14 protein-coding genes are annotated in these 12,622 nt (G+C 46.7%); 10 read left to right on the top strand and 4 right to left on the bottom strand.

Going from position 1 to position 12,622, the window contains the following annotated elements:
• Window positions 1-14 precede the first annotated feature (14 nt).
• The 4 genes from wrbA (at window position 15) to ACTTK7_RS00945 (ending at window position 5,112) form a co-directional block, all read left to right on the top strand.
• The gene (wrbA, locus tag ACTTK7_RS00960; protein ID WP_298788485.1) at window positions 15-632 is read left to right on the top strand and encodes an NAD(P)H:quinone oxidoreductase; all 618 of its coding nucleotides are present in this window, start codon (window positions 15-17) and stop codon (window positions 630-632) included.
• A 72-nt stretch (window positions 633-704) separates the two neighbouring features.
• Window positions 705-1,691 carry a ring-cleaving dioxygenase gene (locus tag ACTTK7_RS00955; protein WP_462865083.1) on the top strand — a complete coding sequence of 329 codons (987 nt, stop codon included), beginning with the start codon at window positions 705-707 and terminating at the stop codon, window positions 1,689-1,691.
• Window positions 1,692-1,816: 125 nt separating this feature from the next.
• Entirely contained in the window at window positions 1,817-2,203 is a 387-nt protein-coding gene (locus tag ACTTK7_RS00950; RefSeq protein ID WP_462865082.1) for a (deoxy)nucleoside triphosphate pyrophosphohydrolase, read from the top strand.
• 29 nt (window positions 2,204-2,232) lie between these two features.
• Entirely contained in the window at window positions 2,233-5,112 is a 2,880-nt protein-coding gene (locus tag ACTTK7_RS00945; RefSeq protein WP_462865080.1) for a DUF3427 domain-containing protein, read from the top strand.
• A 66-nt stretch (window positions 5,113-5,178) separates the two neighbouring features.
• Here the strand turns inward: ACTTK7_RS00945 and ACTTK7_RS00940 are convergent, their stop codons facing one another.
• Window positions 5,179-5,478 carry a hypothetical protein gene (locus tag ACTTK7_RS00940; protein ID WP_462865078.1) on the bottom strand — a complete coding sequence of 100 codons (300 nt, stop codon included), beginning with the start codon at window positions 5,476-5,478 and terminating at the stop codon, window positions 5,179-5,181.
• 545 nt (window positions 5,479-6,023) lie between these two features.
• On the opposite strand from ACTTK7_RS00940, the gene ACTTK7_RS00935 reads away from it, so the two are divergent.
• Window positions 6,024-6,323 carry a hypothetical protein gene (locus ACTTK7_RS00935; RefSeq protein ID WP_462865076.1) on the top strand — a complete coding sequence of 100 codons (300 nt, stop codon included), beginning with the start codon at window positions 6,024-6,026 and terminating at the stop codon, window positions 6,321-6,323.
• A 124-nt stretch (window positions 6,324-6,447) separates the two neighbouring features.
• Window positions 6,448-7,149: an SDR family NAD(P)-dependent oxidoreductase gene (locus tag ACTTK7_RS00930; protein ID WP_462865075.1), complete on the top strand. Its 702-nt coding sequence runs from the start codon at window positions 6,448-6,450 to the stop codon at window positions 7,147-7,149.
• Window positions 7,150-7,221: 72 nt separating this feature from the next.
• Here the strand turns inward: ACTTK7_RS00930 and ACTTK7_RS00925 are convergent, their stop codons facing one another.
• Together ACTTK7_RS00925 and ACTTK7_RS00920 are read right to left on the bottom strand one after the other, a co-directional pair.
• A complete protein-coding gene (locus tag ACTTK7_RS00925) occupies window positions 7,222-8,208 on the bottom strand; it encodes an alpha/beta hydrolase fold domain-containing protein (protein ID WP_462865073.1) in 987 nt (328 codons plus the stop codon).
• Between the two features lie 103 nt (window positions 8,209-8,311).
• Window positions 8,312-9,313 (bottom strand): acyltransferase family protein, encoded by a 1,002-nt coding sequence (locus ACTTK7_RS00920; protein WP_462865072.1) that lies wholly within the window; start codon window positions 9,311-9,313, stop codon window positions 8,312-8,314.
• 216 nt (window positions 9,314-9,529) lie between these two features.
• Between ACTTK7_RS00920 and ACTTK7_RS00915 the strand changes: the two genes are divergently transcribed.
• From ACTTK7_RS00915 to ACTTK7_RS00900, 4 genes are all read left to right on the top strand, one after another.
• Window positions 9,530-9,841 (top strand): hypothetical protein, encoded by a 312-nt coding sequence (locus ACTTK7_RS00915; RefSeq protein WP_462865071.1) that lies wholly within the window; start codon window positions 9,530-9,532, stop codon window positions 9,839-9,841.
• Window positions 9,842-10,026: 185 nt separating this feature from the next.
• A complete protein-coding gene (locus ACTTK7_RS00910) occupies window positions 10,027-10,335 on the top strand; it encodes a hypothetical protein (RefSeq protein ID WP_462865069.1) in 309 nt (102 codons plus the stop codon).
• A 117-nt stretch (window positions 10,336-10,452) separates the two neighbouring features.
• Complete coding sequence (locus ACTTK7_RS00905) at window positions 10,453-11,301, top strand: phosphotransferase family protein (protein WP_462865067.1); 849 nt, start codon at window positions 10,453-10,455, stop codon at window positions 11,299-11,301.
• Complete coding sequence (locus ACTTK7_RS00900; protein ID WP_462865065.1) at window positions 11,298-11,771, top strand: GNAT family N-acetyltransferase; 474 nt, start codon at window positions 11,298-11,300, stop codon at window positions 11,769-11,771. The genes ACTTK7_RS00905 and ACTTK7_RS00900 overlap by 4 nt, the downstream gene beginning before the upstream one ends.
• Window positions 11,772-11,808: 37 nt before the next feature.
• Here the strand turns inward: ACTTK7_RS00900 and ACTTK7_RS00895 are convergent, their stop codons facing one another.
• Window positions 11,809-12,618: an ABC transporter ATP-binding protein gene (locus tag ACTTK7_RS00895; protein WP_462865063.1), complete on the bottom strand. Its 810-nt coding sequence runs from the start codon at window positions 12,616-12,618 to the stop codon at window positions 11,809-11,811.
• Between the last annotated feature and the right edge of the window lie 4 nt (window positions 12,619-12,622).

Raw genomic sequence — 12,622 nt, 5'->3', positions numbered from 1 at the left:
GGAGCGATGAAGCAATGGAAAACGTAAAAGTAGCAGTCATTTATTACAGCGCAACAGGCACAAACTATACAATGGGACAATGGGCCGTGGAAGGCGCAGAAGCAGCCGGGGCGGAAGCGAAGCTCGTCCGTGTTCCGGAGCTTGCTCCTGACGAAGCGGTACATGCAAACCCGGCCTGGAAGCAGCATCTCGAAGATACCTCTCATATTCCGGAAGCGACACTCGCTGACCTGGAATGGGCAGACGCCTTTATTTTCAGTATGCCGACGCGTTTTGGCAACCTGCCGGCGCAGATGAAGCAGTTCATTGATACGACCGGCGGCCTGTGGATGAACGGCCAGCTGGTCAATAAAGTAGTGAGCGGCATGTCCTCCGCCCAGAACCCGCACGGCGGACAGGAAGCTACGGTGAAAAACCTGTATACGACGATGATGCACTGGGGAGCGATCATCGCTTCTCCAGGCTACACAGATCCGGTCACGTTTGCTTCCGGCGGCAACCCTTATGGCACGAGTGTCACGGTTGACCAGGAAGGTAACATGCAGGAAGACATTGAAGAAGCCGTCAAGCATCAGGCGAAGCGTACAGTGACAGTAGCTTCATGGGTGAAAAAAGGTATGGAGCAGCAGTAGTCAAAAGGGGGGCGCACGCGCCCCTTTTATATGGAATCTAATAAAGCATTTGAAACAAAGGAGGAACGCAGGGTGGAAGGAATCAGAGGCCTGCACCACGTAACAGCTATTACGAGCAGTGCAGAAAAAAATTATGAGTTCTTCACGTACGTATTAGGTATGAGACTGATCAAAAAAACCGTCAATCAGGACGATATTCAGACGTATCATTTGTTTTTTGCCGACGATGAAGGGAATGCCGGCACCGACATGACCTTTTTTGATTTTCCGGGTATCCCTAAAGGCACACACGGCACAAACGAGATCGCACGGACGTCTTTCCGGGTGCCAAGTGATGAGGCTCTGGCATATTGGGAAAAGCGGTTTGACCGAAAGGATATTAAGCACCAGGGCATTTATGAACGCTTTGGCAAAAAACGCCTCCCGTTTGTTGATTTTGATGAACAGCAGTATGAACTTGTTTCTGATGAAAACAATGAAGGAGTGCCGGCAGGTAAGCCGTGGAAGAGCGGTCCTGTTCCAGACGAGTACGCGATTACGGGGCTTGGACCCATTTATGTCCGTATCGATAACATTGACTATTTCAAAGAAATGATGGAGCGCGTGCTCATGTTTAAAGAAATCGGGCATGACGGCTCATTTCGTTTATTTGAGGTCGGAGAAGGAGGAAACGGTGCCCAGGTGATCGTCGAATACAACGCGGTTCTTCCGCCGGCGCGTCAGGGCTACGGCACTGTGCACCACTCGGCATTCCGGGTGAAGGATCGCGAGGAGCTCGACGCCTGGATTCAGCGGATGGCGGACTTCCGTTTCCGCACATCAGGATACGTGAACCGGCATTATTTTGAATCACTTTACTCTCAGGTGGCACCGCAGATTTTATTTGAATTTGCGACGGATGGACCGGGATTCATGGGAGACGAACCATATGAAACGCTCGGAGAAAATCTTGCTCTGCCGCCGATGCTCGAGCCGCAGCGCGAACAGATCGAGGCATCTGTGCGGCCGATTGATACAGTAAGAAGCACGAAAACGTTTGAAAAAGAATACAATGACTAAGTCAACGCCTTCGGCCTCCGGGCCGGGGGTTTTTTTATGACTCATCTTTGCCTGAAAAATGGAAAGTATAGTAAGCTGGTAAAAAGAAGTCAGAACGCATCTCCATTCAGAAGGGCAGGGGTAAAATGAAAAAAGACATCTATGTGGTGGGAGCAGTCATTTACGACAAAGAGTGGATTCTTTGCGCTCAGCGCGGACAGACGAAAACTCTCCCGCTGAAATGGGAATTCCCGGGCGGGAAAATTGAAGCAGGGGAAACGCCGGGGCATGCGCTGCAAAGAGAAATCAGGGAAGAAATGAAATGCGGCATCAGCATTGAAGACAAAATTGAGGAAACAACGCATGAATACGATTTCGGGATCGTGCACTTAACAACATTTTATTGCAGGCTTACTGGAGAAGAACCGACACTTACGGAACACCGTACCATCAAATGGGTACATAAAAATCATCTGTATGAACTGGACTGGGCACCGGCAGATATTCCTGCCATTCATAAAATCACTCAGTAGTTTTTATTACAAACATAGGCAGGAGCTTGATGATGGATACAGTACGTCAATTACAGGAATCGTTATACCGCGGCTTTATTGACCAGAACAGCTACGAGCGCAGTCCTTATGCACCAAAGCTTTTGATGAATGACAAACAAAAGCATGAGGAGGTGCTCGCTACACTTGTTCATGAATTGCAACGGTGTGAATCTTTTTTCTTTTCAGTTGCCTTTATTACGGAAAGTGGCCTGGCCACCCTGAAAACACACCTGCTGGAACTGAAGGAACGCGGTGTGCATGGGAGAATACTTACGTCCACCTTTCTGCAGTTTAATCAGCCGAAGGTCTTTCAGGAGCTGCTGAAAATTACGAATGTGGAAGTGCGCTTAGCGGAAATTGACGGATTCCATTCCAAAGGATATGTATTTAAGCATAACGACCACTATTCGCTGATGGTAGGGAGCTCGAACCTGACGGTGCATGCGCTGAAGGTGAACTACGAATGGAACATTAAGCTGCATTCTCATGAAAACGGAGAGGTGATTCATCACTTCCGGGAGCAGTTTGAGGATACCTGGTCGCAGGCCATACCGTTGACAGAGGAATGGATAGAAAAGTATCAGCAGCTGTATCGCCCGCAGGCCCAGGAGAAGATTGCCGAGCTTTCTCCAGCCTGGATTGACCGGAACGCAATGAAGGAAGCACTGGAAATCCAGCCGAATAAAATGCAGCAGGCAGCTTTGAAGGAACTGGAGACCTTGAGAACAGCCGGGCAGCAAAAGGGGCTCGTCATCTCAGCAACAGGTACCGGAAAAACGTATTTAGCCGCATTCGATGTACGAAAGTACCGGCCCCGAAAGATGCTGTTTATCGTACACCGGGAGCAGATTCTCCGGAAAGCAAAGGACGACTTCGCCGAAGTTCTCGGCGGCCGCACAGAGAATTTTGGGTTATATACCGGCGCCGGCCAGGACACGGAGGCCCGCTACGTGTTTGCAACAATACAAACAATTTCAAGGGATATTCACCTGCACAGGTTCGACCCTGAAGCGTTTGATTATATTTTAATCGATGAAGTACATAAAGCAGGGGCTGCATCGTATCAAAAGGTTATCGATTATTTTCAACCATCCTTTTTACTTGGTATGACAGCGACACCGGAGCGAAGCGATGATGTAAATATCTTCGCTCTGTTTGACTATCAGGTGGCTTATGAAATACGGCTGCAGGAAGCGCTTGAAGAAGAAATGCTCTGTCCTTTTCATTATTTTGGGGTGACCGATTATGATAAGAACGGAGAAGTGATTGATCAGACGACAGATTTGAGCCGGCTTGTGTCGGAGGAGCGTGTAGAACACCTGCTCGAAAAAATCCATTATTACGGTTATTCTGGGGAGACGGTGCGTGGACTGATTTTCTGCAGCCGGAACAAGGAGGCAGAAGAGCTGTCAGCTCTAATGAACCAAAAAGGGCGGAATACCGTAGTGCTGACGGGTGCCCATTCGCAGGACGAGCGGTGGAAGCAGGTGAACCGTCTTGAAAACGGCGTGATTGAATACATTATTACTGTGGACATATTCAATGAAGGCATTGATATACCGGGTGTCAACCAGGTCGTCATGCTCCGGCAGACGCAGTCGAGCATTATCTTTACCCAGCAGCTTGGGAGAGGTCTCCGCAAGGATCCCGCCAAGGATTTCGTAACCGTCGTGGATTTTATCGGCAATTATAAAAATAACTATTTGATTCCGGTGGCACTCTCCGGCGACCGTTCGCTCAATAAAGATAATATCCGCCGGAGGATGCAGACCAATAGCTTTGTTCAGGGTGTTTCCTCTATTAATTTTGAAGAGGTGGCCAAAAAGAAGGTGTTTGCTGCTATCGATCAGACGAATCTGCAGGAAATGCGAAAGCTGAAGGAATCTTATACGAATGTAAAGCAGCGTATCGGAAGGATGCCGCTTTTAAAGGATTTTCTGCAGCAGAATGCCGTGGATCCGGAGGTGATCACTTCTAAATATGGAAGCTATCATCGTTTTCTGGGCAAATTGAAGGAAGAGGTCCCCCGGCTGTCTCCGCTTGAGGATCAGCTCCTGTATCTCATTTCGGCGGAATTTATTAACGGAAAACGCCTGCATGAAGTGGAAGTACTTCGGCATCTTCTCAAGCATAGCCGCATTACCACGGGAGAAATAGAGCATATTGTGCAGGCGTCAGGGGACGCTGGAACAAAGGCAGCGGCCGTCTCAGTGAAGAGGCTTTTAACAACGGATTTTTTCACAGATCCTTATCAGAAAAGGTACGGCAGAACCCCGCTGATTGAAGAGGCGAAAGGAACCATCATGTGGCACACTGCGATGAAAGAAGCGCTCGCCGGTTCATCCTGGTTCAGCGTGCTCGTGGAAGACGTGCTTTCCTGTGCGGAGATGAAGAATGAACAATACGGCAGGCCGCCGTTTACGCTGTACCAAAAATATTCCCGTAAGGACGTATGCCGGCTGCTGAACTGGGAAAACGATGAAAGCTCAACCATATATGGCTATAAAACGAAATACGGCACGACCCCTATTTTTATTACGTACCATAAGCCGGAAGACGTGGAAGCAAATATTAATTACGAGGATGAGTTTATTAGCCGCAAAGAGCTTCAGTGGTATACAAGGAGCAACCGGACCACTGCCTCCAGGGAAGTGCAGGAAATTATCGATGCAGATAAACACGGTAACCGCATTTATATCTTTGTGAAAAAAGACGATGATGAAGGCCGTGAGTTTTATTACATGGGCGAAGCATGCCCGCTGAAGCACACGGAAGAAGATACATCCATGCAGGATAAAAACGGAAAATCAATTCCGGTTGTGCGGTTGAAGCTTCAATTAAAGGAAGAAATCGATGCTGATCTGTACCGTTACCTGCACAGTGATTAAAATACAAAATAAACTCAGCCTGCAGTACTTAATCTTCTGGCTTCTTTAATAGGCTGTTGAATAATACTAAGCTTCTCTTCGTTCCTTGAGCTTCCACAGCCCGGGAAGTGGCACGAGTCGTACAGGAATAATTTCGTCTTTTGAATAAGCTTCTAAAGAGGCCTCCTCTCTCATCAGGGAAACGTACACAAGCCTTTCATTATGCAGAAAAGCCATATGTGACTTTAATCGTTCTGTTTGGGCGGGGGTAAGGTGAAGAGTGAAGGGCTGGTTACTTTTTAGTCGTCTATCTACAGGGGCACCCGCCAAATGGTTAAGCTCCTTAAGTGTTTTTTCTGTTTTGTAATCGAAAATGCTCCGCAGCATAGATGCTTTCCCTCCTTTAGCTGAAATACAGCAGACAATGTTAGAGATATTGATTATTCGCTTTTCTTCTGGCTGTTTGTGTTTAGGCGGTCCCAAAGCAGCAGTCCATAACAGGAAACGCCGCAGAGAAGTGTGAAAAATATGGCCATATTAGTGTCTGTCCTTTCTTACTTGTTTTATCTTAAAAATACAAAAAGCCAGAAAAAGAGCTCACACCCTTTTTCTGGCTTTTGGCCCGGTTATTGTCCAGGCCACTGCTGCCAATTATGCAGTTAGTGCGGAAGCAGGATAGCTGATAGCAATTCGTTCCTTTTCGTTTCAGAATTGACGATCAGCTTTTGAACTGATGCCTATATGAAATTCTGAAGAAAGTGTAAATATTCATTCCCGCCATTAAGGCTTTTTGAAGATATGCTACACATATTGCCATATTCTTTGGTTATTAAACATATCACATGCACATAAATCATTATGGTAAGATATGTTAATGAATTGGAAGCTTGAAGAAGCATTTTTATTCTAAGCTTACTGGTGGGGAGGAGATCATGATTGGAAGTTCATGGCCGGTGATTCACATAGACGGAGAAATAAAAAAGTTCAGCATTACAGCGTTAGGTATACTTGCTACGCAGTGGGTGCTTTTTCTTACTGGTTTTTATACTATACTGCCCCAGGCTCCAGCAGAAAAAATATTCATTTCTGCCTGGATGGTTTCCGCCGGCGTGGGTGTTATTGGCGCTGCATGGGAGTGGAGGAATAACCAAAGATTTTCAAGGCTGCTGCTGATGCTTGCTGTTTTAAATGGACTCTTCGCCTGGGCGGCTCATGGCCTGGGAAGTATGTAAAACAGCTTCCCGTTTTCAGGTTTAACGTACATGAAATATATCTATTTTATTACTCTGCTTCCCGGACTAGGCGGCTCTTCCTTCGGGTATAGGGGAGCATATAGACTGGAAGGAGGAGCATATAATGAAAAAGAACGCCCTGGTGACTGGCGGGAATCGCGGTATTGGACTGGAAGCCTGCCGGCAGTTAGCTCAAAGCGGCTTCAAGGTATGGCGTGGAGCAAGAGACGAGAATGCAGGCAGGGAAGCAGCAAAAGCGTTACAGGACGAAGAACTCGACGTTCAGTTTATTTCACTCGATGTCGGTCTCCCTGATATGGTGGAGGCGGTGAAAAAACAAATTCTGGACGAGGACGGAAAACTCGATGTGCTTGTAAATAATGCCGGGATTTTTCCGGATCAAAAGCAGTCGATCGTTGATATTGAACCAGAGACGTTCGAAGATATTCAATTAACAAATTATTTCGGACCGTTTTTTATGATGAGGAGCTTTATGCCCTCCATGCTCGAAGCAGGCTATGGACGTATCGTAAATATAGCTGCTGAAATCGGAGTTTCCGGCACTATGGATGCCCCGATGGGCGGAGCGTATAAATCCTCTAAATATGGATTAAATGCTCTGACACGGCTGTTCGCCGGAGCAGTGCGGAAAAAAGATGTAAAAGTGAATTCGGTCAGCCCGGGATGGGTACAGACCGATTTGGGCGGAGAAAAAGCTAAGCGAAAGCCGGCTGAAGCAATGAAAGGTATTTTGTGGCTTGCCCAGCTTGAAGAAGACGGACCAAACGGAAAGTTTTTCCGTGATAAGGATGAACTGGATTTTTAAAGCAGACGCACCTCCCGGAGTGCGTTTTTTTATTGAAGAAATCCCATCATTAACCACAAAAATACCTCCACCTTAATCTGTGGTGGAGGTATCATCTGCATCGTCGTTAATGATGTTAACTATCTGCTGTGTGGCCCGGCGGCCTTCATCGGTGTCCTGGAGCTGAAACACATGAGGCATTTCCGAATACTCATAGTAGTTGATGGGAATATTTTGCTCGTCGGTAATCTTAGAAAACTTCCGGGCATCCGCAAGAAACAATTCATGGGTACCGACAATTAAAGTCATATCTCCAAGCCCGGTCATATCTCCATAAATTGGACTTACCATCGGATTTTTCAAATCGGCGTCTCCGGCATAGGAAGCTCCGGCATTCAGCAGCCATTCCAAATCAAGAAAAGGATCTACCGAAGTTAAATTCTGAATGCCGGGATTTGTCATGCTGACGTCAAGCCACGGAGAAAGCATGATAATATCTCCCGGCTGTTCGATGCCCTGGCGGTTTAGCTCCTGGGCAAGTGCGAGAGCCAGTCCGCCACCGGCAGAATCTCCCATAATAACAATATTTTCAGCTTCTGTGTTCTCAAGTGTGTACGTGTAGAGAGGCACCAGCTTTTCGAAGGCCTCTTCATATTGATGCTGCGGAGCTTTCGGGTAAACAGGGAGCATTACCGTGCTGTCAGTCTGATTCTGCACTCCTGCAAGCCACTGAAAATGACGCGGGTTTGGCTGACTGACGTAGCCGCCCCCGTGCAGATAAATGATTTTCTTTTCTGCGGTCTGTTCGTTATCGAGTACATAGCTGTCCATGCCGTTTAATGTCATTTTTTCGTAATCATAACGGGCCTCAGTTTCTTCGGGAAGCTGGTACTCCGGCCTGTCCGGGTAAGGCCCGTCCATGCCGGTTGAGCCGTCAACAAGGTTTGTCACTACGGACATTACCGGGCGGTCCTCGTGCCAGCTTGTGTAAAGAATAAACGCAGAAAATCCTGCAGCGAAAAGACCCAAAAGGCTCAAAATCCAGTATTGTAATTTTCTCTTTGGTGTTTGTCTTTTCATGCACCGACCTTCCTTAAAAGTTGCTTCGTGAGAACCAATACGTATTATCTTAACACAGGTATTTGATTGTTTACAGTTTTCGGTCCAGAAGGAGCCCGGGGTATTATTTGCCGATAAGAAATGGAGCTTTGTTTTTGATTAAATATACGAATGGCACGCTGATGATAAGCGTAGCTACAGTAAACATAATTCCCCATAAAGAAGTAATATGCATTGGGTTGCCTTCAATACCGAAGCCGTATTGAAGCGTGATACGGATGATGGCAAAAATCATAAAATGTAAAGCGAAAATGATCAGTGAGTTCTGGCCCAAATAACTGAGGATGCGGCTTTTTCCCTCGAGACGGAAGCTTAAAAATAATATACCTGCAATGCCGAGCAGAGAAGTGGAAATAAAGATAGGAATAGACTCGTATTCCCCGGAGCGCATGTCGATCCGATTCGTAAATTGAATGAGCGGATATATAAGGCTGAGTGCTGCTGCGGCTGCCACCCAGCCAAAGGAGTGTTCGAATATTTTTGTCCGGGCCTTTAGCATGTAACCGAGTCCGAAAAACAATACAGCAACAGTAGCTACTTGAATACTCCATGGGAGCATGGAGTCAAACCAGCGGGTGGAAAAATATCCTGCCGCAGCGACAGCAATAATGCTGATAACGCGCACACTGTTCCACGGCACATATTTGAGCAGCAGGTAAAAGCCGACCTCGACTACAAATAGGCAGGTTAAAAACCATATAGCTGGATTGTAGGTGAGCAGGTAGTTGTCTCCGGCAGAGTAAAATATACCAAGAGCGGGAATAATAGCGTCAACGTCATCTTTACCCAGAAGAGGACGCTCGAGAAAAAACCAGAATGTATATGTAATGATAGAGAAGGTGAAATAAGGTAAAAGCAGTGAGCGGCCTTTTTTTCTGGCGAAATCGACCGGCCGAAGATCAGTATAGCCGCCTTTAAACGTCACGCCGGATAAAAGAAAGAACAAAGGCATATGAAAGGCGAAAATATACTGGCGTAGAATATCGTCAATAGGGGCGTGTCCAAGGACTACGAGAATTATGCCTAGACCTTTGGCAATATTCACCCATTCAAAGTGCTGGTTCATCATTATCACCTGCGTCAACTGTTAATTTTAGTGTCAGAAATGCTGAAAGATACAGCATACCACGGAGAAAAAGCGAGAACTATCGCAATTGTATGTAAAAAAGTAAAATGAACTGCTTAAAAAAACAATATACTACGTCACATACCCTGTATACCGCCATTGTATACGACGAAATGAAACAATACCGCAAATAACCGCAGAAAGGGGTCTATCCTCATGCAGGAATTCCGTCTCACAAAAATAAAGCTCGAACATTCAGCGAAAACGATCAATATTTCACGGGGATCACTGACCATTTATGACGATGAAGCCAGTATATGGTATGCCGAGATTGAACAGCCTTCTGAGTTGGAATTATTACATGAATGGAAGAAAAAAGATACAGAAGAAGAAGTGGTATTTTTTACTGATGGCCACAGCGCAAGAATCGGCTTCGCTAAAGTCACGAGAGTAACAGAAAGCAGCTCGGGAGTGAGTGTGAGCTTTAAAGGAAGTGGAGAACTGAGGCTTTTGGGAAGCAAACAGTAATAAAAATACCTTTGGTGGCTGAACGAGCGCCCGTACCGGTTACTCTGCCCCAGAGCAGAAAGATCAAAAATGTGTAAGCGCTTTAAAATGCTTTTAAAATGTGTGAAAATAGGGAAAAGTATAGAAACAATAAAATTTGGAGCCGGAATAGAAGTCTTTGGAACTCATTAAGGGGGGCGTTACCGATGAAAGAGTATCGCTTAACGAGGCTGAAGTTTGAACACGCACAAACACCATTGACGTTCGATAAAGGACTTTTAACTGTATATGATTACGAGCCGGCAGAAGTGTGGTATGTAGAGCTGGAAAACCCTCATCACATCGAGCTGTTTGAAGAAATGTATGACAACTGTGATGTGCGCAGCATGATTTTTTATACAGAGCGGAACAGCGCAAGGATTGGCAAAGCAAACATTACCAGGGTATTAAAAAGCAGTGGAAAAGTGAGCGTCAGTATTAAGGGCGAAGAAGCATTAAAGCTTGTAGGAAGTTAAACAGCCGGTGCCCGGGAATTGTCCCGGGTCTTTTTTTGCTCTGACGGTAAAAAACAGATTCCGGAAAGGACTGAACGGGAAAGAAAAAAGCAGAACACAAAGAATGGAAGATGACACATGCTGATAGATGTAAAAAAAGAATGGGAAAAAATCATTGGCCCATTCGCGAGCGAGCGTTTGACGGGAGGGTTCAGTCACCACACCTTTTTGGTTACCCAGGCGTCGGGAGAGCTTGTATTGAAAATTGAGAAAGGCCGCGGCAGCTATCTGCGCAGGGAGTATGAAGTTCTGGAAAAGCTGCAGGGCGGATCCTTTCTTCCGGCTCCAGCGGGAAGTCTGGAATCAGAGGGCTATTTTTCATTTATGCAAAGCTATCATCATGGAGAAAACGTCTCTAAACTGCCGCTTAACTCTTCCTTCTGGCTTGAAGCCTATAAAAAGCTTGCTGCCGTGCTTGCTTCTGAGGTGCACAGCCGTTCAGGCAAGGTTCGGGAGTATGACCGGAATGCGGAGCCTTTGCAGCTGGGTATAGATACGCTCCCCCCACAGGGCATGCATCAGCAGGCTGTAGAAGCCTGGGAAGCGCGGACAACCGGGGAAATTACGTTTGTTCACGGAGATGCAGGGCCGCACAATATGATTCTGAATGAAAACTATAGAGCAGTCCTGATCGATTGGGAGTGGGCCGGATGGAACGATCCGATGATAGACATCAGCTGGGCATTATGGAACGCAGCATTCCACGCCCCTGAAAGATACAGCGAACTCCGTCGTGCATTTTTAGAGACGTACGTAAGTATTCGTACGATGAATATTACAGATGAGAATATTAAAGCCTACAGTCTTGCTGTGATTTACCGGGCGCTTGGCCGGGTAAAACGTTCTCCGGAGGCTATTCAGCGCCGATGGATCAAACGGCTGGAATGGACATTGACCAGCAACTGGGAAAAGGGGGAAACGCTGTGAACATTCAGCCAATGAAAGAAATTGACTGGCAGAAGAAAAAGGATTTCTTTGCCACCTGCTGGGAAACAAATGAGATGCATGTTAATAATCAAACGTATGTACTGCCGGAGCTTGAAGGATTCTGTGTTCAGGAGGAGGGTGTACTTGCCGCAGCGATTACTTATACATACGAAGCCCGCATCGGTTTAATTGTGTCTCTGGACAGCATCATTGAGAAACAGGGACATGCGAGCCATCTGCTTATGCATGCAGAGGAGTATTTAAAAAAGGCAGGGGTAGAGGATCTTAGGGTCGTTATTACAAATGAGAATGAATACGCGCTTCGTTTTTACCGGCGCCGGGGGTTTCAACTGGCGAGTGTGCATGTTGATGCTGCGAGGAGAGCCCGGGAGGATAAGCCTTCGATCCCGCTTGTCGGCGTAAACGGAATAACAATACGGGATGAATGGCACCTGAGAAAATGGTTATAGCAAAAGAGAGCCGTGCATTATTATGCCGGCTCTCTTTTTAGGACCCAAATATTGGGGAAGCTGCCTGTTCCTCGCATAAATTATAAGGCAGACAGAGCGGCATTCCGGAACGGGGATCTTTAATAATATCGCTTTTAATGCCAAACACTTTTTCGATAATTCCTGCTTCCATCACTTCGTGGGGCGTGCCGGTCTTTACAACATTACCGTGTTTGATGGCAACAATATGGTGGGCGTAGCGGCTGGCATGATTCAAATCATGCACGACCATTACGATTGTCCGGTGCTCCTGTACATTCAGTTTTTCAAGAATGTTCAGCACTTCCATCTGATGGGCCATATCAAGAAAGGTGGTAGGCTCATCCAGGAACAGGGTTTCGGTTTCCTGTGCCAGAGCCATGGCAATCCATGCCCGCTGGCGCTGCCCACCGGATAAATGATCAATTGGGCGGTTGGCGAATGCGCGCATGCCGGTGATTTCAATTGCCCAGCCGATCATTTCTTTATCATGGGCTTTTAAGGAACCAAAACCGCGCTGATGGGGGGCCCGCCCGTACGTTACAAGCTCCGTAACCGTCAAGCCCTGCGGCGCTTCGGGGTTTTGGGGAAGAATGGCCATCTGTTTGGCGAGCTCTTTTGTTTTTTGGTTGTGAATGGAGCTGCCGTTTAAGTAAACGACGCCCTTCGAAGGCTTCATCAGCCTGGACAGGGCCTTAAGAATGGTAGACTTTCCGGAACCATTTGCGCCGACGAGCGCGGTAATTTTACCAGAAGGAATCTCAATATTTAAATCGTTTACGATTGTCTGCTGATCATAACCAATATGGAGTTGATCTGTTTCGATCATCGCA

This window comes from Marinococcus tarijensis (assembly GCF_054971385.1).
Note: the sequence above shows the minus strand (reverse complement) of the source record. Positions and strands in the feature narration are given on the sequence as shown.